This window comes from Janthinobacterium sp. 75 (assembly GCF_004365495.1).
Lineage (GTDB): Bacteria > Pseudomonadota > Gammaproteobacteria > Burkholderiales > Burkholderiaceae_D > Janthinobacterium.
In genome coordinates, this window is the sequence record NZ_SORD01000001.1 from 4406597 (window position 1) to 4432007 (window position 25411).

23 protein-coding genes are annotated in these 25411 nt (G+C 62.8%); 13 read left to right on the plus strand and 10 right to left on the minus strand.

All coding sequences use genetic code 11. The annotated features are described in order from the left end of the window. Positions 1-74: 74 nt before the first annotated feature. On the minus strand, positions 75-566 hold the full coding sequence (locus C8C89_RS20005; protein WP_101480865.1) for a chemotaxis protein CheW: 492 nt from the start codon (positions 564-566) through the stop codon (positions 75-77). Between the two features lie 333 nt (positions 567-899). Here C8C89_RS20005 and C8C89_RS20010 point away from each other — a divergent pair, with 333 nt between their 5' ends. The 4 genes from C8C89_RS20010 to C8C89_RS20025 all read left to right on the plus strand — a co-directional run bounded on the left by C8C89_RS20010 (position 900) and on the right by C8C89_RS20025 (position 4734). After that, positions 900-1550, plus strand: coding sequence for an HD domain-containing protein (locus C8C89_RS20010; protein ID WP_133992121.1), 651 nt, complete (start codon positions 900-902; stop codon positions 1548-1550). A gap of 119 nt (positions 1551-1669) precedes the next feature. Continuing rightward, positions 1670-2944 carry a TCR/Tet family MFS transporter gene (locus C8C89_RS20015; RefSeq protein WP_101480863.1) on the plus strand — a complete coding sequence of 425 codons (1275 nt, stop codon included), beginning with the start codon at positions 1670-1672 and terminating at the stop codon, positions 2942-2944. A gap of 100 nt (positions 2945-3044) precedes the next feature. Beyond that, on the plus strand, positions 3045-3866 hold the full coding sequence (locus tag C8C89_RS20020) for a transporter substrate-binding domain-containing protein (RefSeq protein ID WP_133992124.1): 822 nt from the start codon (positions 3045-3047) through the stop codon (positions 3864-3866). A 10-nt stretch (positions 3867-3876) separates the two neighbouring features. Further along, on the plus strand, positions 3877-4734 hold the full coding sequence (locus C8C89_RS20025; protein WP_133992126.1) for a DMT family transporter: 858 nt from the start codon (positions 3877-3879) through the stop codon (positions 4732-4734). Here the strand turns inward: C8C89_RS20025 and C8C89_RS20030 are convergent. Continuing rightward, the gene (locus tag C8C89_RS20030; RefSeq protein WP_208327736.1) at positions 4731-6686 is read right to left on the minus strand and encodes a CocE/NonD family hydrolase; all 1956 of its coding nucleotides are present in this window, start codon (positions 6684-6686) and stop codon (positions 4731-4733) included. The two genes, C8C89_RS20025 and C8C89_RS20030, sit on opposite strands and share 4 nt — an antisense overlap. A 318-nt stretch (positions 6687-7004) precedes the next feature. Between C8C89_RS20030 and trpS the strand changes: the two genes are divergently transcribed. From trpS to C8C89_RS20050, 4 genes are all read left to right on the plus strand, one after another. After that, positions 7005-8081: a tryptophan--tRNA ligase gene (gene trpS / locus C8C89_RS20035; protein WP_243858142.1), complete on the plus strand. Its 1077-nt coding sequence runs from the start codon at positions 7005-7007 to the stop codon at positions 8079-8081. A gap of 119 nt (positions 8082-8200) precedes the next feature. Continuing rightward, complete coding sequence (locus tag C8C89_RS20040; RefSeq protein ID WP_133992128.1) at positions 8201-9790, plus strand: pyridoxal-dependent decarboxylase; 1590 nt, start codon at positions 8201-8203, stop codon at positions 9788-9790. A gap of 34 nt (positions 9791-9824) precedes the next feature. After that, positions 9825-11066 (plus strand): voltage-gated chloride channel family protein, encoded by a 1242-nt coding sequence (locus tag C8C89_RS20045; protein ID WP_133992130.1) that lies wholly within the window; start codon positions 9825-9827, stop codon positions 11064-11066. Further along, complete coding sequence (locus C8C89_RS20050) at positions 11063-11794, plus strand: class I SAM-dependent methyltransferase (RefSeq protein WP_101480859.1); 732 nt, start codon at positions 11063-11065, stop codon at positions 11792-11794. Before C8C89_RS20045 ends, C8C89_RS20050 begins: the two co-directional genes overlap by 4 nt. On the opposite strand, the gene C8C89_RS20055 is transcribed toward C8C89_RS20050, so the two are convergent. Further along, positions 11791-12702 carry an ADP-ribosylglycohydrolase family protein gene (locus C8C89_RS20055; RefSeq protein ID WP_208327737.1) on the minus strand — a complete coding sequence of 304 codons (912 nt, stop codon included), beginning with the start codon at positions 12700-12702 and terminating at the stop codon, positions 11791-11793. The genes C8C89_RS20050 and C8C89_RS20055 overlap by 4 nt on opposite strands. A gap of 15 nt (positions 12703-12717) precedes the next feature. After that, positions 12718-13275, minus strand: a complete 558-nt coding sequence (locus C8C89_RS20060; protein WP_101480858.1) for an XRE family transcriptional regulator — start codon at positions 13273-13275, stop codon at positions 12718-12720. Positions 13276-13326: 51 nt separating this feature from the next. Between C8C89_RS20060 and C8C89_RS20065 the strand changes: the two genes are divergently transcribed. Continuing rightward, positions 13327-14244, plus strand: a complete 918-nt coding sequence (locus C8C89_RS20065; RefSeq protein WP_133992132.1) for a DMT family transporter — start codon at positions 13327-13329, stop codon at positions 14242-14244. Here C8C89_RS20065 and C8C89_RS20070 read toward each other — a convergent pair. The 5 genes from C8C89_RS20070 to C8C89_RS20090 all read right to left on the minus strand — a co-directional run bounded on the left by C8C89_RS20070 (position 14241) and on the right by C8C89_RS20090 (position 20625). After that, complete coding sequence (locus C8C89_RS20070; protein WP_133992134.1) at positions 14241-15188, minus strand: cupin-like domain-containing protein; 948 nt, start codon at positions 15186-15188, stop codon at positions 14241-14243. The two genes, C8C89_RS20065 and C8C89_RS20070, sit on opposite strands and share 4 nt — an antisense overlap. 278 nt (positions 15189-15466) lie before the next feature. After that, positions 15467-16210, minus strand: a complete 744-nt coding sequence (locus tag C8C89_RS20075; protein ID WP_133992136.1) for a DNA-binding protein — start codon at positions 16208-16210, stop codon at positions 15467-15469. Between the two features lie 143 nt (positions 16211-16353). After that, a complete protein-coding gene (locus tag C8C89_RS20080; RefSeq protein WP_133992138.1) occupies positions 16354-16971 on the minus strand; it encodes an LON peptidase substrate-binding domain-containing protein in 618 nt (205 codons plus the stop codon). 67 nt (positions 16972-17038) lie between these two features. Beyond that, positions 17039-18277: a DEAD/DEAH box helicase gene (locus C8C89_RS20085; RefSeq protein WP_101484481.1), complete on the minus strand. Its 1239-nt coding sequence runs from the start codon at positions 18275-18277 to the stop codon at positions 17039-17041. A 119-nt stretch (positions 18278-18396) separates the two neighbouring features. Further along, a complete protein-coding gene (locus C8C89_RS20090; protein ID WP_243858144.1) occupies positions 18397-20625 on the minus strand; it encodes a TonB-dependent receptor in 2229 nt (742 codons plus the stop codon). A 240-nt stretch (positions 20626-20865) separates the two neighbouring features. Between C8C89_RS20090 and asd the strand changes: the two genes are divergently transcribed. Beyond that, positions 20866-21714, plus strand: coding sequence for an archaetidylserine decarboxylase (gene asd, locus C8C89_RS20095; protein WP_133992140.1), 849 nt, complete (start codon positions 20866-20868; stop codon positions 21712-21714). A 17-nt stretch (positions 21715-21731) separates the two neighbouring features. On the opposite strand, the gene C8C89_RS20100 is transcribed toward asd, so the two are convergent. Beyond that, the gene (locus tag C8C89_RS20100; RefSeq protein ID WP_101484479.1) at positions 21732-22637 is read right to left on the minus strand and encodes a LysR family transcriptional regulator; all 906 of its coding nucleotides are present in this window, start codon (positions 22635-22637) and stop codon (positions 21732-21734) included. Positions 22638-22750: 113 nt separating this feature from the next. On the opposite strand from C8C89_RS20100, the gene C8C89_RS20105 reads away from it, so the two are divergent. From C8C89_RS20105 to C8C89_RS20115, 3 genes are all read left to right on the plus strand, one after another. Beyond that, the gene (locus C8C89_RS20105) at positions 22751-23350 is read left to right on the plus strand and encodes an NAD(P)H-dependent oxidoreductase (protein WP_101480853.1); all 600 of its coding nucleotides are present in this window, start codon (positions 22751-22753) and stop codon (positions 23348-23350) included. A 43-nt stretch (positions 23351-23393) separates the two neighbouring features. After that, positions 23394-24269 (plus strand): pirin family protein, encoded by an 876-nt coding sequence (locus C8C89_RS20110; protein WP_133992142.1) that lies wholly within the window; start codon positions 23394-23396, stop codon positions 24267-24269. 117 nt (positions 24270-24386) lie between these two features. After that, a complete protein-coding gene (locus C8C89_RS20115) occupies positions 24387-25370 on the plus strand; it encodes a cation diffusion facilitator family transporter (RefSeq protein WP_101480851.1) in 984 nt (327 codons plus the stop codon). The last annotated feature ends 41 nt before the right edge of the window (positions 25371-25411 follow it).

Below are 25411 nucleotides of genomic sequence, written 5' to 3' on the forward strand. Positions count from 1 at the left end.
CTGCGGAAACGATATGCAATACTTAATGTCAATAGTTTTTGACAATATGCAGGGCAATTCTCTTCACTGCGCCATTAAGCAGCCAGTTTCTCGATCAGGCCCATGTCGGCGCTGGACATCAGCTGGTCGATATCGACCAGTATCAGCATGCGCTCGTCGATGGTGCCCAGGCCAATCACGTATTCCGTGTTGATCGAGCGGCCCATGTCCGGCGCCGGCTTGATCTGTTCCGGCAGCAAGGTAGTGACGTCGGACACGCGGTCCACGACCATGCCGACCACGCGGTTGCCGATATTGAGGATGATGACGACGGTGAACTGGTCATAGCTGGGCGTGCCCAGGTTGAACTTGATGCGCATGTCGACGATCGGCACGATAATGCCGCGCAAGTTGACCACGCCCTTGACGAACTCGGGCGCGTTGGCGATGCGGGTCGGCGTTTCATAGCTGCGGATTTCGCTGACTTTCTGGATGTCGATGCCATACTCTTCCTGGCCCAGGGTAAAGGCCAGGTATTCGGCAGCCTTGGCAACGGTTGCGCCAGTATCGCTGGAAATGGTGTTCATGATAATCCTTTCGTTAACTCGCCTTGGGCGCAGGCCAGGACACGCTGCACGCGCGCCCTGGACGTGACAAGCCATTCACGATGCAATGAAATGGCTGCCACTTGTATGTTTTTGCAAATACTTTCCAGCAATTAGCTGATGTCTCTAATTTCCGTGCGGCAATGTTACCCCATGTAAATTTTACATGCACTAAAAAAGAGCGATTCCCGGACTGATGCTTTTCCAAAATGCACTTATGTAGCAAATACGGCACGCCAGCGCACCAAGCTCCCGGCCACATGCGGCGGCGTTTTATGCCACACTGGCGGCCCCTGCTTTTGACGACTTTGAACCATGCACTCTTTGCTTTCCCAATGGCAACCACGCCTGCTGGCACTGGCCATGGCCGGCTTGGGCGACGACAGCGCCCACGATATCAACCATTTGCACCGCGTGTGGCGTAACGCCACCGTCCTGCTGCAGGAGCATGGGCAGGCCGATGCGCTCGTCGTGATGGCTGCTTGTTACCTGCACGACCTGGTCAACTTGCCGAAAAATCATCCTGAACGCCACCTGGCCTCGCGCCAGGCGGCCGTGCTGGCTTGCCACCAACTGGCCGAGCTGGATTTTCCTGCAGAAAAACTGGCAGGCGTAGCGCACGCCATCGAAACGCACAGCTTTTCCGCCAATCTGCCGCCGCACACCATCGAAGCGCAAATCGTGCAGGATGCCGACCGCATCGATGCGCTGGGGGCCGTGGGACTGGCACGCCTGTTCTATACGGCGGCGCGCATGGATAGCGCATTGGCGCATGGCAGCGATCCGCTGGCCGAACATCGCGCACTGGACGACAAGGCATACGCGCTCGACCATATCGTCACCAAGCTCGACAAGCTGCCCGGCAAGATGCAGACGGTGGCTGGGCGCGCCCTGGCCGCACAGCGCCTGGCCGTGCTGACGGATTTTCGCGCCGCTTTTGCCGACGAATGGGGAATGAGCGCATAAGCTTGGTGGCGATAGCCAGCAGCGAGCATGCTGTCTATAATGCAAGCCTCAGCTATCGCGCCGCGCGTCGGCAAAAACCTGTCACGCGCCGGTGCTTTGCCAACGCGCCGAAAGCATGCATGACCGATAAAGCCAGCCCCGACAGCCATTCCCCGTCCGCCCCCGCGCGCGCCGGCAACCTCAATTTCATCCTCGTCTGCGTCTTCATCGACATGCTGGGCATCGGCCTAGTGGTGCCAGTGCTGCCCATCCTGATCGGCGACTTTGTCAGCGGCAAGGAAGCGCAAGCATTCTGGTACGGCATCATGGCAGCCGTCTTCGGCTTGCTGCAGTTCATCTTCATGCCCATGCTGGGCGCCATCAGCGACCGCGTGGGACGCCGTCCCGTGCTGCTGTACTCGATGGCCGGCATGGGCATCAATTTTCTCGCCACGGGCTGGGCGCCCAACCTGGCCTGCCTGTTCATCGGGCGCATCATCGGCGGCGTCTCGTCGGCCAGCATGTCGGTCGCATCCGCCTATGCCTCCGACATTTCCACGCACGACAACCGCGCCAAGAGCTTTGGCAAGATCGGCGCGGCCTTTGGCCTGGGCTTCATTTGCGGGCCCATGCTGGGAGGCCTGCTGGGCGAGATCAATCTGCACCTGCCGTTTTACGTGGCGGCGGGCCTGTCGGCGGCCAATTTCATCTACGGCTATTTCTTCGTGCCCGAATCGCTGCCGCCGGGTCCGCGCGCGCCATTTACTTTGGCGCGCATCAATCCGTTTGCCGCCCTGCTGAAACTGGTGCGCCGCGTGGACATCCGCGGCCTGGTGCTGGCCTTCGGCCTGATGACGTTTGCGCAAATGATGCTCAACACCACCTGGGTGCTGTACACGCATTTCCGCTTCGACTGGACGCCGCGCCAGAACGGCATCGCCCTGTTCTGTGTGGGCCTGTGCGCGGCCGTGGTGCAGGCGGGCTTGCTGGGGATACTCATCAAGCGCTTTGGCGAAGTGCGCTTGTCGCTGCTGGGCATGGCCTCGGGCGCCCTCACCTACCTGCTGTACGGCCTGGCCACGCAAGGCTGGATGATGTATGCGTTGATTTTGTGCAACCTGCTGGCCTTTGCCGCCGGTCCGGCCCTGCAAGGCATCATCTCGAAGGCGTCCGCCGCCAGCGAACAGGGAGAGCTGATGGGCTCCCTGCAATCGATCAGCAGCCTTGGCATCATCATCATGCCCTTGCTCGGTAGCATGATTCTCGGCGAAGTGAGCCACTTGCCGCCGCAGGACTGGCGCATCGGCAGCACCTTCTATCTGTGCGCCATCATGCAAACCCTGGGCATCCTGGTGGCTTGGCGCTACTTCAAGGCACAACGCCAGGCCAGACTTGTGGTTTCCACCACAAAGTAGTCGGCAAGATAATATTGCATTTGAGAAATTAATAGGCGAGAATGGGATAATCAAGCGGGCGTTGCCAACGCCCGCGATTCGATGGCAAGCAAGGATGGGTATGACTGACTTTTATTCCAGCGCCTGGCGCCGAACCGTGGCCCTGCTGGCGCTGGCGCTGCCGTCACTGGCGGGCGCGCAATGCTCGCGCGATATCCAGGTGCCCGTCTCGGCCATCGGCGCCAGCGTGGTGATCAATGGCGCCAGCATCGGCGGCATCTATCCCGACTTGCTGCGCAGCATGGGCGCCAAGCTCGGCTGCAACTTCATCTTCACGGCCGTGCCGCGCGCGCGCCTGGAAGCGATGTTCGAGGCGGGCAAGGCCGATATGCTGATTCCCGCCAGCAGCACGCCGCGGCGCGACCAGCACGGCCTGTTCATCCCCCTGATGGGCAACCGTCCCCTGCTGATCTCGCTGCAAAGCGCGCGCGCGCCCGTCAACACCATGCAGGAACTGATCGAGCGGCGCGAATTGCGCGTGGCGCTGGTGCGCGGCTACGATTATGGCGTGTCCTACCAGGCGCTGGCCAAGGAGCTGAGCAGCCAGGGCCGCCTGTTCTACGAAGTCGATGCACTCTCCGTGGCGCGCCTGATGCAAAGCGGCTTCATCGACGCCACCATCATGAGTCCCACCATCCTGGCCGGCGTGGCGCAAAACGACGCGCGCGTGTATGGCCTGGCCGACCGCCTGCGCCTGGAAGCCTTGCCGGAATTGCCGTGGGGCATGAGCGGCGTCTACCTGTCGCGCAAGTCGCTGACGGCGGAAGACCAGGCGACCCTGCGTGAACTGCTGGAAAAAGCGGGCCGCTCGGGCACCTTGATGGAAGGCTTCCAGCGCCATCACCGCCAGGAATTGCTGTCGCTCAGCATACGTCCGCGCTAAGGATATTCGCATGTCGGGCTTCGTTGTCGCCGTCGTTCTGTTTGCCGCCCTGCTGCATGCCAGCTGGAATGCCATCGTCAAGTCCGGCAAGGATACCTTTCTCAGCACCGTGCTCGTTTCCGTGGGCGCGGCCCTGATCTCGCTGGCGGTGCTACCCTTCGTCGATGCTCCCGCCTCCGCCAGCTGGCCCTACCTGGCCGCCTCGGCCGTGGCGCAACTGGCGTATTACTCTCTGCTGGCGGCGGCCTACAAGGCGGGCGACATGAGCCATGCCTACCCACTGATGCGCGGCAGCGCGCCCCTGCTCGTGGCGCTGGCCAGCTGGCCGCTGATAGGCGAACGTCTTTCTTCCATGCAAATGGCCGCCGTCGCCTGCATCTGCGCTGGCATCTTCGGCCTGTATTTTGCGGCGCGCCTGCCCGCCATTGACAGCCTGCCGAAAAACACGGGACGCGCCACCGCCTTTGCACTGGGCAACGCCTGCGTCATTGCCAGTTATACCTTGATCGATGGCGTCGGCGTACGGCTGTCCGGCGCGCCGGCCGCCTACACCATGTGGATTTTTGTCTTGAACGGCGCGGGACTGCTGCTGTGGACGGCAATGCGCCGCCCCGCCGACTTGCTGGCGTATGCGCAAACCCAATGGCGGCTGGCCGCCCTGGGCGGTTTCGGCACCCTCGCCTCGTATGGGCTGGCCCTGTGGGCCATGACCCAGGCGCCCGTGGCGGCCATTGCGGCACTGCGCGAAACGTCGATCCTGTTCGCCATCGCGATTGCCGCCCTGTTCCTGCGCGAAAAAATCAGCCGCCGCCGCTACCAGGCCATCGCCCTGATCGCGGCGGGAGCCATCCTGATGCGAATCGCCTAACGCGCGTCTAGCGGCGCTATCGGCAACTCGATCGCGCTGGCCGCGCCTGCCGCGTGGTAGACGCGCTGCGTGGCTTTCTTGTAATCGCCTGGCTGGGCCAGGAAGATGTTTGGCACGAAGGTTTGCGGATTGCGGTCGTACAGAGGGAACCAGCTCGACTGCACTTGCACGGCGATGCGGTGGCCAGGCAGGAAGACGTGGTTGGCGTTCGGCAAGGCGAAGCGATAGCGTTCCACCTTGCCGGCAGGAATGGCCTTCGGATGCTCGAGGCTGTCGCGATAGCGGCCACGGAAGATATCCATCGCCACCCCCAACTGGTAGCCGCCCATGGCCGGCTGCGACGGCACTTCGTCCGGATACACATCGATCAGTTTCACCACCCAGTCGGCATCCGTGCCGCTGGTGGCGGCGAACAGGTTGACCATCGGCGCGCCGGCGATGCGCACGGCCGTCTTCAACGGTTCGGAAACATAGCTGAGCACATCCGTGCGGTCGGCATAGCCGCGCTGGTCGCTGACCAGCCATGGTTTCCACTGGTCGGCATCACCGAGACGCACTGGACGCGCGACAAACGGCACAGGTTTCGCCGGGTCGGCCACGTACTCGTCATACGCGCCATTGGCGGAGTCAGCCGCCGCTTGCGCCGGCGCAAAGCCCAGCTTGTAGCCATCCTGCAGGTAGATCGGCGTCAGCTTGGTCTCGCAAGTCTCGCAAGCCAGCGGCCATTGCTGCAGGCGCTGCCACTGGTTCGTGCCGCTCTGGTAGGACACCACGGGCGCCGTGTTCGCGTCCGGTGCGCCATCCTTCAGGTATTGATTCAGGAATGGCTGCATGACTTTTTCGCGGAACTGGCGCGCCGTGTCGCCGTCAAACTTCAGGGCGCCCAGACTGGAACCGTCATAGTTGACGCCGCTATGACGCCACGGGCCAATGGCCAGGTAATTGAGGTTGTTGCGCTTGTCGCGTCCCTCCAATGCCGTGTACGTGGCGTAGGGGCCGTAGATATCTTCCTGGTCCCACTGCCCCACCACGTGCATGGTGGGCACGATCAACGGGCGCTTCGCCAGTATCTTGTCGAGTGCCTGTTCCTGCCAGTAACTGTCGTAAGCCGGGTGTTCGAACAGCTTTTTCGTGTAGGTCAGCTTGTCGATGCCGAATTTCTTCGCGTAATCGCTGGCCGAGCCTATGCGCAGATACGCGTCGTAATCGTCGTAGACGCCCAGCACGGGCGCCTCGGCGCTGCCGCGCACGCTCGTCTGCCACGCCAGGTAAGACAGGCTCGGCATGCGGAAGGCGCCGTTGTGGAACCAGTCATCGCCGCGCCAGCCATCGACCATGGCGCTCATGGGTATGGCCACCTTCAGCGCCGGATGCGGGTCGACCAGGGCCATCAGCACCGTATGGCCCTCGTACGAGGAACCCAGCATGCCCACCTTGCCATTGCTCTCCGGAATATTCTTCGACAGCCAGTCGATGGTGTCCCACGCATCCGTGACGTTATCGACCTTGGTATTGTTCAGCGGGCCGCGCACAGGGCGCGTCATCACGTAGTCGCCTTCCGAGCCATGCTTGCCGCGCACGTCCTGGAACACGCGGATGTAGCCGTTTTCCACCAGGGTATCGTCACCCTGCGGCAAGGTGGCCAGCATGCTGGCGCTGGTCGCGCGCTGGGCGCGGCGGGCCGCGTTGTACGGCGTGCGCGTAAGCATGATAGGCGCTCTCTTGGCATCTTTCGGCACGACGATTACCGTGTACAGCTTGACGCCGTCGCGCATGGGGATCATCACCACGCGCTTGACGTAATCGTTCAGGTCGGGCATCACCAGCTTGGCACCGATATCGGGCGCCATGGGTGGCGTTTGCGCCAGAACGGGTGCAGCAAACAGGGAACCGAAGGTGGTACTCAATACCAGGGCCAGGCCGGTGAGCCGGACGGGGGACGACACGCGCATACTGTTCTCCAATAGATTCATGCCACGCAAAAGTGGCCGAACGGCAATAGTACCCGGAAAGCAAGTTCCGCAGTAGACCAAGCTCTGACGCGGCGCAGCAGATATATCGGCACGCAACTTGACAGAACGCGCACGAACTGCAACCATAACGCCATGAAATTTATCCCGTCACAACACGCCTGCTTGAATTGGTGGTCCCGCTCACTTTCGCGCGGCCACTGCATAGTGATGTGAATTTGATCCACGCCGCCTCGATCGGTGGCGTAACAGGTTACAGCCTGGATCATCCCCGATGCAGGCGGCTCAAAAGGAAACTTGATGAGCTTGCCTAATACTCCCGATACCCCCGACACCGATAACGCCCCAGCCGCACCGCTGTCCGCCGCCGCCATCGCCTCGCAATCCGTGATCCTGACGGGCGACCGCCCTACCGGCCCCTTGCACCTGGGCCACTTTGTCGGCAGCCTGCGCGACCGTGTTTCCTATCAAAACAACTACAAGCAATTCATCATGCTGGCCGACGCGCAAGCGCTGACGGACAATATGGATGACATCGACAAGGTGCACCGCAACGTCGTCGAAGTGGCGCTCGATTACCTGGCCGTCGGCATCGACCCGACCAAGACCACGGTATTCATCCAGTCGCAAATTCCGGAACTGGCCGAACTGACCTTTTACTACCTGAACATCGTCACCGTGGCGCGCCTCGAGCGCAACCCCACCGTCAAGGAAGAAATCCGCCTGCGCGGCTTCGAGCGGGACATCCCGGCCGGCTTTTTGACTTACCCGGCCAGCCAGGCGGCCGACATCACGGCCTTCAAGGCAGGCGTGGTTCCCGTGGGCGAAGACCAGATCCCCATGATCGAACAAACCAATGAAATCGTGCGCCGCTTCAACCGCATGTACAACCGTGAAGTGCTGATGGAATGCAAGGCGCTGGTGCCGGACATTGGCCGCCTGCCCGGCATCGACGGCAAGGCCAAGATGAGCAAGTCGCTGGGCAATACCATCAACCTGGGCGCCACATCGGCCGAAATCACGGCCGCCGTGAAAAAAGTCTACACGGACCCACTGCACCTGCGCGTGGAAGACCCGGGCCACCTCGAAGGCAATATCGCCTTCACTTACCTGGATGCGTTTGACCCGGAAAAAGCGGCGCTGGCCGACATGAAAGCCCATTATGTGCGTGGCGGCCTGGGCGACAGCATCGTCAAAAAGCGCCTGGACCTGGTCTTGCAGGAAATGCTGGCGCCGATCCGCGCCCGCCGCGAAGAGTTCGCCAAGGACAAGGGCCAAGTCATCCAGATGCTCAAGGAAGGTACCTTCAAGGCACGCGAAGTAGCGGCCCGCACGGCCGATGAAGTCAAGTCCGCACTGGGCCTGAACTACTTCTGATCACAGACAGTAACAGCAAACTGATGCGCCCAGGCGGAGTCGGGTAAAATCCCGCTTCCGCCTGGGCGCAATTCGTTTGTCACCGTGGCATCAGCAATCCGTAGAGAAGACAAAGCGCCATGACCGATACCACTGTCGAACAGCTGCTGCAGCAGCATTTTTCCATCGATGCGCTGCAACGCTCGCCCGTGCCCCTGCAGCAGGCGCTGCACATGCTGGGCGGCTGGCTGGCGGCAGACCGCGACACGCCGTATCCGCACACGCCGTACGCGGAACTGCTGACGCAACTGTCCGACACCTGCCTGCCCGCGCACGGCATGCCCGTGGCGGCATTCCTGCAAGAACTCGACGCCACCGTGCTGGCCAATACGGCCCAGCTGAACCACCCGCAATACATCGGCCACATGACCCAGGCCCTGCCCTGGATCAGCGTGCTGGCCGAAGCATTTACGGCCACCTTGAACCAGAACCAGGTGAAGATCGAGACGGCGTACGTCTCGACCCTGATCGAAAAACAGATCCTGGGCTGGCTGCACCGCCAGGTATACCAGCAGCCCGATAGCGTCTACACGCAGGCGATGGCCGCCACCAGCGGCGCGCTGGGCAATGTCGTCAATGGCGGCACCATGGGCAATTTGACGGCGCTGGCCGTGGCGCTGGAACAGCAGCTGCCCGGCACGCGCAAGCGGGGCCTGTTTGCCGCCATGCAGGAATCGGGCTATGCGGGGCTGGCCGTGATCGGCTCGGCCCGCAGCCATTATTCCGTGAAAAAGGCGCTGGCGACCCTGGGCCTGGGCGAAAACGCCCTGCACCTGGTGGCCGTCGACCGCGACAACCGCATTGATATCGCCGCACTGGAAGCGACGATTACCGAATTGAAGTCGCGCAAGATCAAGGTCATCGCCATGATCGGCATCGCCGGCACGACGGAAACGGGCGCCATCGATCCGCTGGCCGCCATGGCGGCAATTGCCGCCCGAGAAAGCATCTGGTTCCATGTGGACGCGGCCTGGGGCGGCGCCCTGCTGATCGCGGAACAGTACCGCGCGCTGTACGACGGCATAGCCCTGGCCGACTCCGTCGTCATCGACGGGCATAAGCTGCTGTGGGTGCCGATGGCGCAAAGCATGGTGCTGTTCAAGGACAGCGCCAGCCTGAACTTGCTGAAACACAACGCCAACTACATCTTGCGCGACAACTCGGGCGACCTGGGCCAGACTTCGCTGGAAGGGTCGCGCCGCTTCGACGCCTTGAAACTGTGGACCTCGTTCAAGGTGCTGGGCGTGTCCGGCTACACGACCTTGCTGCAGCAGGCTGCCACTCTGTCCGGCCAGTTGCAGGATTTATTGGCCGACCAGCAGGATTTCGAACTGCTTACGCGCTCCGACACCTTCATTCTGACCTACCGCTACGTGCCCGCACACTTACGCCAGCGCATGGAAAGCTTGCTGGCCAGCGGCCAGGCGGAGGCGGCGACCGAGCTGAACAAGCAGCTGAACACGCTCAACGCCAAGCTGCAAAACAGGCAAAAGGCGCAGGGCCACAGCTTTGTGTCGCGCACGGTGCTCGAATCGACGCGCTACCCTGGCCCGACCAATGTGCTGCGCGTAGTCATGACAAATGTCAAGACGCGCCCCCACCACCTGCGCGCCATCCTGGCCGAACAGCGGGCCATCGGCCAGGCGCTGGTGGCCGAACTCGGCCTGTAGGCAATCCCACCCATCAGCCCCGACTGGATGCCCGATGCACCGCCTGAGCGCCCTCACCGATCTGTTACGACATCTGTTGAAATGGCTGCTGCTTGCCTTCGTTGTGGCCGTGCTGGCAGGGACGGCCTCGGCAGGCTTCCTGTTTGCCCTGGACTGGGCGACGCGCACGCGCCTGGCGCACGCCTGGCTGATCTGGCTGCTTCCTGTGGCGGGCTTTGCCGTCGGCTGGCTGTACTTGCGCTTCGGCAGCAGTGTCGAAGGCGGCGCGAACCTGCTCATCGATGAAATCCACGACCCGAAAAAAATCATCCCGCTGCGCATGGCGCCGCTCGTGCTGGGCGGTACGGTGCTCTCGCATTTGTTTGGCGCCTCCGTCGGGCGCGAAGGCACGGCCGTGCAGATGGGTGGCGCGCTGGCCGACCAGCTGACCCGCATATTTCGTTTGAACAATGAAGACCGCCGCATCATCCTGATGGCCGGCATCAGCGCCGGCTTTGCCTCCGTCTTCGGCACGCCGCTGGCCGGCGCCATCTTCGGCCTGGAAGTACTGGCCATCGGCCGATTGCGCTACGAAGCCATGTTGCCCTGCCTGGCTGCTGCCGTCATCGCCGACCAGGTGGGCTTGCTGTGGGGCGTCCACCACACGCATTACGCCGTGCCTTTGCCCCACGCCCTCTCTGCCTGGACCTTGTGTGCCATGGTCATCGCGGGCGTGGTGTTCGGCGTGACGGGCAAAGTGTTTGCGCAAGCCACGCATGGCTTGAGCGGGTTGATGAAGCGCTGGATCAGCTACGCGCCACTGCGCCCGCTGGCCGGCGGCGTGGTCATCGCCGCTGCCGTCTGGCTGATCGGTACGGATCGCTACATCGGCCTGGGCATTCCCACCATCGTCGACGCCCTGAAGGAACCGCTGCCAGCCTGGGACTTTCTGGGCAAGATGGCGTTCACCATCGTTTCGCTGGGCACGGGCTTCAAGGGCGGCGAAGTGACGCCCCTGTTCTACATCGGCGCGACCCTGGGCAATGCGCTGGCCCCCCTGCTGCACCAGCCCGTCACCCTGCTGGCCGCCATCGGCTTTGTTGCCGTGTTTGCAGGCGCGGCCAACACGCCCATCGCCTCGACCCTGATGGCGATGGAACTGTTCGGCGCCGAGATCGGCGTGTATGCGGCCATCGCCTGCGTCGTGGCGTATCTGTTTTCCGGCCACGCGGGCATTTACCGGGCGCAGCGGGGCGGCCACGCCAAACGCATAGCCCAAAAGGATCAAGACACATGACACAGAATATCTACGACAACGACACTTTCTTCACGGCCTACAGCCAGCTGCCCCGCTCCGTCGGCGGCCTCGACAGCGCCCCCGAGTGGCCAGCCCTGCGCGCCATGCTGCCAGAGTTGCAAGGCAAAAGCGTACTGGACCTGGGCTGCGGCTATGGCTGGTTCTGCCGCTGGGCTGCCGATGCCGGCGCGGCACGGGTGCTGGGCGTTGACGTTTCGGAAAAGATGCTGGCGCAGGCGCGTGGAATGGGGAGCCATGCGGAGGTCGATTATGCCCGGATTGACCTGGAACAACTGGCCTTGCCGCACGCCAGCTACGATCTGATCTACAGCTCGCTGGCCTTCCACTACATCGAAGGTTTCGACGCCATGCTGGCCACCATCCGGCACGGCTTGAAACCGGGTGGCAAGCTGGTGTTTTCAGTCGAGCACCCGATCTTCATGGCGCCGCGCCAGCCCGGCTGGCTGACCGATGCGCAAGGCCGCAAGTGCTGGCCTGTCGACAGCTACCAGCAGCAAGGCCCGCGCGTGTCGGACTGGCTGGCGCCCGGCGTGATCAAGCAGCACCGCACCCTGGGCACCACCTTGAATGCCCTGTTACGCGCCGGTTTCCAGCTGGAACATGTGGAAGAATGGGGTCCCACCGACGCACAGCTCGCGCAGCAGCCAGCCCTGGCCGAAGAGCGTGAGCGGCCGATGCTGTTGCTGGTGGGCTGCGCCCTGCGCTAGCCCCGGGTGCGCTCGAACAATTTGCCCGCAAGCTCTTCGATATCGCCGCGCATGGCCAGCGCATCCAGCCAGCACGGGGGAATCGCCTGGGCGCCATAATAGGCGCCGGCAAGCTGGCCGACGATGGCACCAGTCGTATCGGCATCCTCGCCCAGATTGACGGCGCGCAACACGGCCTCTTCCAGTGAGTCGGTATTGAAAAAGCACCAGAGCGCCGCTTCCAGCGACTCCACGCAATAGCCCGTGCCGCGTATCTGCCTTTCCGTCTTGGCGATGAAACGGCCAGTGGCCATCTCCCTCAGCCTGGGTTCGGCAGGCCGATATGCAACACTGCCCATGAGCACCTCTTTCGGCGTACCCGCCAGCGCGCTGCACAGCAAGGCAGCAAACAATTGACAGCTTTCGACCGCCTCCGGCGCCGCATGGGTCGTGCGCGAGCTATCGGCGGCGTAGGCCACGGCCGCCGTCACATCGGGATAAGCAAACAGCACCACCGGGGCCAGGCGCATGAGCGAACCATTGCCGGCCGAATCCGGCGCGGTAGAACCGCTCCAGGGATTGCCCGTTTCCTGGAACCTGGCCAGCGCGTCTCTTACCGTGCCACCGATATCGAAGCAGGTGCCGGTGGAGCTCAGATAGCCCCATTGCCACCAGTTCAGATACCGTGCCATCTGGTCTTCCGGGGCGAATGCCCCCTTGAGCACCAGGCTCTCGGCCAGGCATAGCGCCATCGAGGTATCGTCCGTCCATTGTCCCGGCTGCAGGCCGAACGGACCGCCGCCAGTCATGCCCGTCACGGGCGCGAAGCTGCCACGCGGAGAAAACTCCACGCTCGTGCCGATGGCATCGCCACAGGCCAGCGCCAGCATGGCGCCCAGATAACGGTTGTGCAAAGTTAATGTCATCATGGTTTCCATTGATTCCTAGCTGGCCACATTGCGCGTAAAGCGCAAGGTCGATACGCCGGCATTGACGTAGGCATACGCTTGCGCGCTGCTGAATACAAGAAAATCACCGGTGGCCAGCGTTCTCGTCCCGGCCGCCAGGACCAGTTGCAGCTCGCCTTCCAGCACGTAGAGCATTTCGCTGAATCCGGCCTGGTCGGCTTGCGCATCATAGCGCTCGCCCGGCGCCAGGGTCCACGACCACAGCTCCACCTGGCGGCTGGCGGGCGCGGCGCCCAGCAGCACTGCCCGGCTCGCTTGCGATGCGCTTTGCCACATCAGCACGCGCAGGCTGTCGTGCGGCTGCCGCGGCGGCTGCACCAAGTCGACAAAGGCCACGCCCAAGGCGGCGGCCACATGGTCGAGGTTGGCCAGGCTGATGTTGGTGCTGCCCGCCTCGACGCCGTTGACCATGCGCCGGCTGAGGCCAGACTGGCGCGCCAGCTCCTCCTGACTGAGGCCGGCGGCGAGGCGCAAGCGCCGCAGATTTTTGGCCAGGTGCTCCAGCACGCCACCGGCCTCGGCTTGACTGCGCAATATATTGCTCCTATTATGATGGGAAATATTTTGCTCATAGCATAGCCTCCCATGAAAACGCACGCAAGTCCCCCGCCCGCCTTCGGCCTGCCCGAACTGGCCCTGATCGCCATCACCTTCATCTGGGGCGGAACATTTCTCATCGTGCAGCATGCCGTGACGGTCAGCGGCCCACTGGCCTTTGTAGCCGCCCGCTTTGCCGTCGCCGCCAGCATCGGCGCCCTCGTTTGCCGGGGCCAGCTACGTCACTTGAGCAAGGCCGAGTTATTCACCGGCATGCTCATCGGCGTCAGCATCTTTGGCGGCTACGCACTGCAAACCTATGGCTTGATGCATATTTCCAGCAGCAAGTCGGCCTTCATCACGGCCTTCTATGTTCCCATTGTGCCGCTGGTGCAATGGCTGGTCTTCAAGCAGCGGCCCCGCCCCGCAGTGTGGGTGGCCGTCGTGCTGGCATTCGTCGGCTTGCTGCTGCTCACGGGCACGGATGGCCTGGGCCTGGGCCTGGGCCTGGGCAAAGGCGAGCTGATCACGGCGATAGGCGCCATCGCGATTGCCCTGGAAATCATCCTCATCAGCCGCGTCTCGCCGCAGCTGAACATCTTGCGCGTGACCATCGTGCAACTGGCAACGGCGTCGTTGATTGCCCTGCTGTTGATGCCCGTCATGGGCGAAGCGCCGCCGGCCCTGAGCAAAACTTTCATTCTCAGCGTCCTCGCGCTGGGCTGCGCCAGTGCGCTGATCCAGTATGTGATGAACTGGGCGCAAAAGCGCATCTCCGCCACCAAGGCCACGCTGATCTATGCGGGCGAGCCAGTCTGGGCTGGCGTGATCGGGCGCATCGCGGGCGAGCGCTTGCCCGGGTTGGCCATCGTCGGGGCCATCCTGATCATTGGCGCAGGCATCCTCAGCGAATGGCGGCCCAGGCGCTTGCGCGCCGATGGCAAGGCCATCGCGGCATCAGATTAAGCCGCGGTACGCCGCAGCGCCGCCCCGCCATGCAGTGCCAGCGGCATGGCCCTGGCCCAGCGGTTCGATGAGAGCGAAAACGTCAGCGCGCGCACCTGGTGATACCAGCCGGCGGGCACGTACAACATGTCGCCCGGTTCGACAAGGCATTCGATCATGCTGGCCTGGCGCGCCAGGGGAAAACGCTCGAAATCGGGCGCTTCCGGGTCAAACGGCGAGCCGAACAGGATGGCGTTCGCTTCGCTGGGATACAGGAATTCGTCGTGGTGCGGCGGGGATAAAATGATGCGCTTGCAGCCCCACACCTGGGCGAAGATATTGTCATCGTAATCGCAATGCAAAGGCGTTACCGTGCCAGCCGGCCCCACCCAGAAACGCGGCGGACCCATCTTGTCAAAATACGTGGGCCAGTGGCACAGGCGGTTCAATTCGCGCAATTCCAGATTGCCCAGATACGGCGGCAGCGCATACTTGCCCTCTGCCACCAGGTCCAGGTATTGCCCCATCGACATGTCCTGCATGGCGCGGTCGGCCGCAAATGCCGTGTTGATGTAGTCGCCCACCCGCGCGCGCACGGGCACGTGGCTGAACTGCTCGCGCAAGATTTCCGGACCCACTGCAGACAGGGGCCAGCGCTGCACCAGCCCGCGCATCAGGAAAGGCAAGCCCAGCGCGGCGCGCGCGCGGAAGGCGGCGGCGCCGAGCATGGCCAGGCGCGGCACGGCGCTGATGGTGGGCAAGTCGCGCGCCGCCTGCTTGATGGCCTCGCGCATGGCATCGATGGAGGTAACGCCGCGCACCTGCGCATCCTTGTCTTCGCGCGCCTGCTTGCGCGCGAGTGCCGCTTCGGGCGAACTGAATGCGGCTGGCGGCCTGGGCGGCAACGCGCGCGACGATAGGGGGGCGGCCGCAAGCGGGAGCGGCACTTCTTTTTCTACAGACATAAACCTTCTTTGCGATCAAGGCGTCGCACGGCATGACGCGACAGTGCGCCATTTTAAGCCAGCAAGGCCCGACTGCGCGCATCAGCGTGGCTGCAAGGCAGAGTGCAAGCCAGCAAAAAGAGTGATATCGCCCGCCAGGGTTACCCAGGAACGTATCGGCACCTGACAAAACCGTCGCGAGCGGAAGGTAGAGGTGGCCGCGAAGCGCAACCGTGCTAGAGCACGGTGAGCATCGCAAGCCGCCTATACCAACGCGCAGCAGGTTTGGTCAGGTGTCCTCAGACAGGGGTCTTGAAGATGGGATCGACGATGAACTGCTGCGCCTTGATACGCAATGTGCGCTCTTCGTCCAGCTCGGCGCGCGTTTCGCCCAGCTCTTCGCGTTCCGCTTCCAGTTCCAGACGCGCGGCAGCCAGTTCCGTTTCCACGCGGGTCAGGCTTTCCAGCTTCAGCTGGGCCTGGATCAATTCGGCGCGCGCCGCTTCGGCTGCCTCTTCCAGGCGGGGGATGCCTTCGAGCTTGAATTGCGCCTTGGCCAGGTCCATGCGCGCCTGCTCGGCGGCCTCTTCCAGGCGCGGCAAGCCTTCCAGGCGCAGCTGCGCCTTGGCCAAGTCCGTGCGTGCCTGGTTGGCCACTTGCCGCTCGCGTTCGAGTTCCTCGCGCAAGGTTTCCAGCTCGCCCCCCTGCAGGTCAAGCAACTCTTGCTGGCGCTCGTTCTCGCTGGCCAGGTCCATCAATTCCTGTTGATTGTCGTTCATCTCGGCTTCATGCGCATTGTGGCTGGCGCTTAATTCCTGTCCTACATAATCGAGAATGGCTTGCTGCAGCACGGGCGACAGTTCGGCGGCGGCAGCGATCTGTCGCTGCGCGCCGGCCTTGCGGCGCTGCAAGAGCTTGCTGATAGTGCCCAGGCAGGCGCCATTGCCCAGCCGCTCGCGCAAGGCGCGCACCGTGATGGCCTGGCCTTCCCCCGCCATCGCTTCCATTGCCGCATTGATCTGTTCCGCGCTTACTTTTGCCATTATCGTGTGCTCTTGAATGTTGCTCAGGGCAATCTTGCCCAGGGGCATTATCTTATGCTAGCGGCGGCAAAGCGTAAAGTATTTCTCAATAGAAATTGCAATTGCACAACGGAAGCATGAGAAAACATGCGGCTTCCGCTAATTTACTCTTCGAGCAAACCATTTTCAGTAAGCATATCTTGCACCAGTTCCAGGCGCAGCACGGGATTGTCTTGGCTCAGCAGCAATTGCTTTTGCATGGCGCTCAGGGACAAGAGCTCGCACCAGCGGTTCGCCACCCAGCCGCATTCGTCAAGGCGGTACGGCGGCTGCAGGGGCATCTGCTCTGGCGGAATCTTTTGCTCCTGCAAGGTGCGTATCAACGCGCCCAGCGCATCGGCCACGTTCTGTTGCTCTTGCGGGATGGGAATCGTTTTATCGGGCGGCAAGGTTTCAATCTGCGCCATCCACAAGCCGTACTTGAGCTGCTCGCTGGCCACGATGTGAAAGCGCTGCATGCCCATGCATTTGATTTGCAGCAAGCCCGACAGGGGCGCCGCCCAGTCGATGACGCGCGCCAGGGTACCCACGGGCGCCAGAGTTTCCTGCTGGCCCGGCTTGCGCACTTCCGCGCCGTCCAGCAGCTGCACCACGCCAAACGGCTGCCCACCCATGATGCACTGACGTATCATGTCCAGGTAGCGTACCTCGAAGATCTGCAAGGGCAGATAGCCATCGGGATACAGCACCGTATTGAGCGGGAACAAAGGTATCGAGGTCATAGGCGCATGATGGCACGAATGGCATATCCGTGCTGCGCGCCTTGCCTCGCCAAGCTAACTGCGCCGCTTATTTGTAGAAGCGGCGCTTCTTGGCCCGCTCCGCCGCCTTCGGCGCCAGCACCTTGACGGCCTTTTTCTGGATGGTACCGCCGGCGGACGTGCCCGGCACGCGGTGTTCCGCCTCGAAACCGGGCTCCTCATTGCGTTTCAGCGTTTGCCGCGTCAGCGCTTCCACGGCCGACAGCAATTCCACTTCGTCGGCGCAGACCAGCGATATCGCTTCGCCCGAGGCGCCCGCGCGGCCCGTACGGCCGATGCGGTGGATATAGTCTTCCGCCACGGTGGGCAAGTCGAAATTGACGACGACGGGCAATTGATCGATATCCAGGCCGCGGGCGGCCACGTCGGTGGCCACCAGCACCTGCACCTCGGCCTCCTTGAAACGGGCCAGCGCGCGCAGGCGGTTCGGCTGCGTCTTGTCGCCGTGGATGGAGTCGGCGCGCACGCCCTGCTCCAGCAAGGTGTTCACCAGTAGCTCGACACCCTTGCGCGTCTTGACGAAGACCAATACCTGGCCCCAGCGCTTTTTCTTCAGCAGGTGCAAAAACAGTTCCGGCTTGCGTTTCTTGTCGCACACGATCACCGACTGCTTGACGGCCTTGACCGTGCTGTTGCGCGCGCTCACTTCCACCGAAACGGGATCCTTCAGCATGGTTTTCGCCATGGCGCGGATGGCATCCGAAAAGGTGGCCGAAAACAGCAGGGTCTGGCGCTGCTTGGGCATGGTCATCAGCAATATATCGAGTTCGCGCTCGAAGCCCAGGTCCAGCATGCGGTCCGCCTCGTCCAGTACCAACGTCTGCACTTGCTCGAACTTGACGGCGCCCTGCGTCTGCAAGTCCAGCAGGCGGCCTGGCGTGGCCACCAGCACGTCGAGGCCCTTGCGCAATTTGCTGATCTGCGGCTCGATCGGCACGCCGCCATAGGCAACAAAGCTGCGCAGAGGCAAGTTGCCGCCATAGCTGCGGAAGCTGGCATAGACTTGCTCGGCCAGTTCGCGCGTGGGCACCAGCACCAGCACGCGCACGCACTGGGGCGCCACCACGCCTTCCAGGGTCAGGCGCTGCAGCAGCGGCACGGCAAAGCCGGCCGTCTTGCCCGTGCCCGTCTGGGCGGCGGCCATCAGGTCGCGCCCGGCCAGTACGGCAGGAATCGCTTGCGCCTGCACCGGCGTGGGCTTGGCATAGCCGAGCTCATCAAGTTTGCGGACCAGGGGATCGATCAGGCCGAGGGAGGAAAACGTCATGGGGAAAGCAATCTTGGCAAAGGAAAAGGTGGCGCGCACGGACTGGCCGCGCGCGCAATTGCCGAGATTATAGGCCAGCGGGGATGCGGGCCGGGGATTTCAGTACGAGAACGTCACGATCAGAACTTCATTTCCAGGGTCGCGCGCGCCTGCGGCGAACTCGGCGAAATGCTGTTGCGCACTATCGTGCCGCTGGCGTCTGTATAGATGGTGTTGCTTTCAAAGTCTTGTGCCAGCAAATTCGACACGGCCAGGCGCAGCTGGTTCTTCGCATCAAATTTCCACAGCGCATAAATGTCGAGGTCGCGCCGCGGCGACGTGTAGGCGCTCTGGCGCTCGGTGATGCGCACGGGGCCGCCATTGCGGAAATTGAAGCTGCCACCCGTGGTCAGCACGCCGTCCGGCGTCTTGTAGTCGAGGCCAAAGTTGCCGCTGACGGGGGTTTGCTGGTCGAGCCGGTTGTCCGGCCCCGGCACCTGCTCCACCTGCGACCAGTTGCGGCTGACGCTGGCGCGCAAGTCGATGGCCGGCACGGGCGCGGACAGCACGGCGCGCAGCGGGAACTTCGCTTCCAGTTCCAGTGTCTGCGTATTGGCGCGGCCATCGTTGACGGGCGTCGATATCCAGCGGTCATCGATGAACAGCAAGCCCTGGCGCGTATAGCCGTCGATGCGGCGGGCCGAGGCGCGCGCGCTGAGCAAGGCGCCTTCGGCCCAGTAGTGCTCGTACGAGGCATCGATGCCCAGCGCCAGCTCCGGTTTCAGATACGGATTGCCTTCGCGGTCAGGGTCCGTCTGGCTGTTGTTGGTCGAGGTATTGCGGCGCGGAATCAGGCTGGACGTGGGCTGCGCCTTGTAGGTACGCGTCAGGGCCAGGCGCACCTGGTCGCCCTTGGTATCAGGCAACTTCCACAGGGTTTGCAGCAGCGGGCTCCACACGCTGGTGCGCTGATTCACTTCCTCATAGGTATCGCCCGCGCTGCGCGTATCGATGCCTTCCCATCGCACGCCCGCATACATGGACCAGCGCGGCGTAATTTCCCACTCATCCTGCACGTACAGGGCCAGGCGCTGGATCGTGGCGTCGAAACCTTCGTCGCTGTTGACGGGCGGGCGTGCACCCAACGCGCCCAGGGCCGCTTCGCGCTGGCGGCGGGTTTCCTCGCGCTCCGTGTAGGCACCATCCCAACCCATGGACAGGGCATGGGCCGGCAGCAAGGGCGAGGAATACTTGCCGGTGGAACTGACGCCGTTTTCCGTCGCCTTCACGCCCACCTTGCGCTCAAGCGCCAGGCCGCTGCCATCGATGAAGCCTTGCTGCAAGCTGTCGGACGTATTGCGGGCGGCAGAGGCGCCAATTTTCAGTTCCAGCTTGGCGCCGCCGGCCAGCTTGTGCATCCACGTCAGGTCGCTGCGGCCGAAGGCATTGTGGTTGCTGGAGCTGCCCGTGTTCGTGTCGTAGTCGGGGCGCAAGCCCTGTTCTGTTTCCGCACGGCTGATATTGCGATGGTTCGAGCGCCCGCCGTTGAAGAACAATTGCGCCGTCACATTGTCGCCATTGGCCAGCGCCCAATTCAGGCGGGGCGACAGATTGATGCCTTCCGGGCGGCCATCACCCGTGCCATTCGTGCGGCGCAGCAGGTTTTGCCGGCCATCGGGCGCGTAGCCCAGTTCCAGTCCGGGATTATCATAATGATAGTCATAGCGGAACAGCGAACCGGCCATCGAGTACGAGAAATTACCATCGCGGTCGGACAGTTGCACGTTGACACTGGGCGAAAAGCTCACGTCGCTGCCCTGCACGCCCAGCTTGATCTCGCGCTGCGCTGTCTTGACGGCCTTTTTCAGCACCACGTTGATGGTGCCGGCGATCGACTGCGTGCTGTACTCGGCGCTGGCCGCATGCAAAATCTCGATGCGCTCGATCACGTCGGGCGACAGGGTATCGAGCGAAAAACCGGCCGGTGCCCGCTCGCCGTTAAGCAGAATCTGCGTGTAGCCGCTGCCCAGCCCGCGCATGCGGATTTCGCCGCCCGAGCGCCCGGCCGCGCCGGAAACGGTAATGCCGGGCAAGCGCTTGAGCACATCGGTGACATTCGTGTCGCCATACTTGAGGATTTCCTCGCTGCCCACGACCATCTTGCTTGCCGTATCGTCGCGGCGCGGATCATAGCCGCTGCCCTTGACCTCGACGGTCTGCATGGCGGGCGCGGCAGGCTTTTCAGCCTTCAGCGGCGCGGCGGCAGCGTCAGCGCCGACTGGCGCTTCGGATTGCTGCGCCTGGGCATTCCAGGCAAACAGGACAGCGGAACAAACAACGGTAAGGCGGAAGCAACGGCGTGGCATCATGACTTGGCTGAAAAAAGTTGGCTGAATAAAAATGGCTAAATGCTAAAAAACAGGCCGCTGTATTGTGCTGCAATTTTTTCCGAGCGGCACAGTTTCCTGAAAATATTTCCTTTAGCAAATTAAATTTGGTGACAGCCTGCGATACGCACCCTTGCATACGGTGCATATCATTGCGCGCCACATCGCCGCTATAATGCGTTTTCATCATTATTCCCATCACCCCGTCAAAGGCTTCCCATCGTGTCTGACCGTCTTGCCGTCCTGCCTCAATATCTGCTTCCAAAAGGAGCGTTGACCAACTTTGCCGGCCGCATCGCCGGCGCCAAGGGAGGCGCCATGACGACGCGTTTGATCCGCTGGTTCGTGGGCCGCTACAACGTCAACATGGATGAGGCGCTGGACCCGGACATCACGCACTACACGAGCTTCAACGACTTTTTCACGCGCGCGCTGCGCCCGGACGCCCGCCCCTTGGCCAAGGCCGACTACGTCTGCCCCGTCGATGGCCGCATCAGCCAGTTCGGCAGCATCGACAAGGACCAGATTTTCCAGGCCAAGGGCCACAACTTCAGCACCACGGCCCTGGTGGGCGGCGATGCGGCCCTGGCGGCCAGGTTCGATCACGGCAGCTTCGCCAACCTGTACCTGAGCCCGCGCGACTACCACCGCATCCACATGCCGTGCGATGGCCGCCTGACGCGCATGATTTATGTCCCTGGTGAACTGTTTTCCGTCAACCCGACGACGGCGCGCGGCATTCCCGGCCTGTTCGCGCGCAACGAGAGAGTCGTCTGCGTGTTCGACACGGCCAACGGTCCCTTCGTCATGACCCTGGTGGGCGCCACCATCGTCGGCAGCATGGCCACCGTCTGGCACGGCGTCGTCAACCCGCCCCGAACGGGCCAGGTACGCGACTGGAGCTATGCGAATGACAATGTCGTGCTGAAACAGGGCGAAGAGCTGGGACGCTTCCTGCTGGGCTCCACCGTCGTCATGCTATTCCCGAAAGACACCGTGGCATTCAATGCCAACTGGCAACCTGCCGGTCCAGTGCAGCTTGGCGAAGTCATGGGCAATCTGCCCAAGTAAGCCAACGGGACGCGCGCCTACACGGGCGCGTCGGTTTGATACATTTCCTCCATCAGGTCCAGGAACGCGCGCGTCTTGGCCGGCATCAAGCGCCGGCCGGGAAACACGGCCCAGCCCGTGACCAGCGGGAAACTCCACTCCGGCAGCACGCGCACCAATTCCCCCGTCGCCACATAGGCCCTGGCGAAGCGGTCCGTACTGGCCGCAATCCCCACGCCCGTGCAGGCCATGCGCACCAGCAATTCCGGCGAGTTCGCCAACAGGCGCACGGGCAAATCGCGCTCCCACGTTGTCTTGCCGCGGATCAAAGTCCAGTGCACGAGGCCATGCACGGCACGGGGCAAGCTGAGCAAGTCATGGCCGTAGAGGTCGTCGGGATGCTCGGGCAAGCCGTGCACGCTCGTATATTGCGGTGAGGCATACAGGGACAGGGTGCTGAACGCCACCCGGCGCGCGGACAGACTGGCATCATCGGGCAAGTTGCCCATGCGGATGGCCAGGTCAAAATTTTCTTCCAGCAAATCCACACGCCGCGCCGACAAGTCCAGTTCCAGCGAAATGGCCGGGTAACGGCGCACGAACTCGGCCAGCACCTGGCGCATCAGCGCATCGCCGAAATCGGCCGGCATGGAAATACGCAACAAGCCACTGGGGCCCGCCTGGCGGTGCTGGGCCAAGGCGCCGGCCGCTTCCGTTTCCTCGACTACCTTGCGCGCATGCTCGAGCAAACTGGCGCCAAATTCCGTCAGCGCCAGCTTGCGCGTGGTGCGCAGCAGCAGCCGTTCGCCCAGCTTGGCCTCCAGCAGTGAAATACGCCGCGACAGGGTCGACTTGGGCAAGTCCACGCGCTGGGCGGCGCGCGAGAAACTGCCGCATTCGACGACGCGAGCGAACAGCAGCAAATCTCCAGGATCGATATCCATATGTTCCCATTGTTCCATTGGTGGATTAATGTTATCCATTTTAACGGCTTCCGGATGGTTTTTGGAATTGCTATAGTTCATCCATCGCAAGACACCTCACACGGAGAAACAAGATGAACATCCTGCAAATCAATTCCAGCGCCCGCAGCACCGGTTCCGCCTCGACCCGTCTGGCTGATGCTATCGTTGCCCGCGTGCAAGCCAGCAACCCTGAAGCCACCCTGGTGCGCCGCGACCTGGCTGCCCAACCGCACCCCGTGCTCGACGAGCCGACCCTGCAAGCGCTGTTCACGCCGGCGGACAAGCGCACGCCGGAGCAGGCGGCCCGCATCGCCCTGGACGACGCGCTGATTGCGCAAGTACAAGCAGCCGACGTCATCGTCATCGGCGCACCGATGTACAACTTCGGCATCACCGTGCAACTGAAAAGCTGGTTCGACGCAATTGCCCGCGCCAACGTCACTTTCAAGTACACGGAAAACGGCCCCGTTGGCCTGCTGACCGGCAAGAAAGTCTATGTGGGCCTGTCCCGCGGCGGCTTGCACCGCGACAGCGCCAACGATAGCCAGGTGCCTTACCTGAACACCATGTTCGGCTTCCTGGGCCTGACCGACGTGCAATACGTGTATTCGGAAGGCATGGGCATGGGCCCGGACGCCGTGGCCAAGGCACAGGCGCAAGCGGACGCCGAAATCAACGCCATTTTGGTGTAACGCACGTACCAAGCCGGGGTCTGACCCCAAACAGGAGAACACAATGAGCGACATCACCACCGTCAACAAAGCACGCGCCGTCGAGCGCGTGATCGCCGGCCAGGCTGTCATGGATGGCGCTGGCGTGAAGATCAACCGCGTGCTGACGCAGCAGCTGCAGCGCCGTCTCGACCCGTTTTTGATGCTCGACAATTTCGCCAGCGACAAGCCAAACGACTACATCGCCGGCTTCCCCGAGCATCCGCACCGGGGTTTTGAAACGGTCTCGTACATGATCACAGGACGCATGCGCCACAAGGACAGCGCGGGCCACGAAGGCTTGCTGAGCTCGGGCGGCGTGCAATGGATGACGGCCGGCAGCGGCGTGATCCATTCGGAGATGCCAGAACAGGAAGAAGGTGTGATGGAAGGTTTTCAGCTGTGGCTGAACCTGCCCGCGCGCGACAAGATGCGCACGCCGTGGTACCGCGATTTCACCAGCAGCGAAATCCCCCGCTACACGACGGACGCGGGAGTGGCCGTGCAAGTGATCGCCGGCGCGAGCCATGGCGTGACGGGCGCCGTGCAGCGCGAGCTGACGGAACCGCTGTACCTGGATATCGACTTGCCTGCCGGCAGCAGCTTCGAGCAGCCCTTGCCGCAAGGCCATAACGCTTTCCTCTACACCTTCCGTGGCGAAGTGCAGGTGGACGGCAAGGCCGTGCCCGCCCTGCGCATGGCGATCTTCGCCAACACGCCGGGCAGCGACGGCGTGCGCATCGAGGCACCGCAAGGTGGCCGCGTGATCTTCGTCGCCGGCCAGCCCTTGAACGAGCCCATCGCGCAGTACGGCCCGTTTGTCATGAATACCCAGGCAGAAGTGTTCCAGGCCGTGCAGGACTTCCGCGAGGGCAAGTTTGGCGAGACGGCCGCGCAGTAAAGTTGTCTGCTCCATCAAAAACCTGCGGCGCCTCCGGCCCTGCAGGTTTTTTTACGTGCCGACTGTCTTGTTGCTTTTCAATTACACTGACGGCAACCTCATTCCACAAAGCATTCCATGCAGCCGACGCACACCGAACACGACGCCACCCATTTGCACGCCCACCTGAAGGGCGACGCCCAGCACACCCACTCGTTCGAGGGACGCAGTCAGAGCATCCTCGCGTGGGCGCTGGGACTGACCCTGTCGTTTGCCGGCATCGAGGTCGTGGCCGGCTTCATGTCCAATTCGCTGGCCCTGATTTCCGACGCGGGCCACATGGTCACGGACGCGGCCGCGCTGGGCCTGGCCCTGCTGGCGCAGCTCATCGCGCGCCGCCCCCCGTCTCCACGCCACTCGTTCGGCTTTGGCCGCGCCGAGGCGTTGGCCGCCTTCGTCAACGGCCTGGCCATGCTGTGCGTGGTGGGCTGGATCTGCTATGAAGCCGCGTTGCGCTTTTCCGCCCCGCAACCCGTCAAGGGCGGCATGGTTTTCATCGTCGCCTTCATCGGCCTGGCGATCAACGTGGTAGTGGCGTGGGTATTATCGAAAGACAAGCAAAGCGTCAACACGCGTGCCGCCCTCGTGCATGTGATGGGCGATTTGCTCGGTTCGGTTGCCGCCATCATCGCCGGCGCCGTGATTTACTTTACGGGCTGGATGCAGATCGACCCGCTGCTGTCGGTGCTGGTGTCCCTGCTGATTTTAAAGTCGACATTTGGCGTGCTGCGCGAGTCCTATCACTTCCTGATGGAAGGCGTGCCCTTGCACATCGACTACATCGCCGTGGGCACGGACGTGGAACAGGTGGACGGCGTGATTGCCGTGCACGATCTGCATGTGTGGGACATGTCGCCGGGCCATCCGGCCCTGATCGGCCACGTGGAAATCGAACACCTCGACCATTGGCCCAAGGTATTGCGCGCGATCAAAAAGATGTTACTCAGCAAGCACGGTATCGATCACATCACTCTGCAGCCGGAGACGGCGGCGATGGCTGGGTTGCATGCGGGTGACAAGACCCACCAGCAAGGCCTGGGGTCAGACCCTCGGCCACGCTAGCTCAGCACTTTGCGTTAGCGGCCTTGGGGGTCTGACCCCGG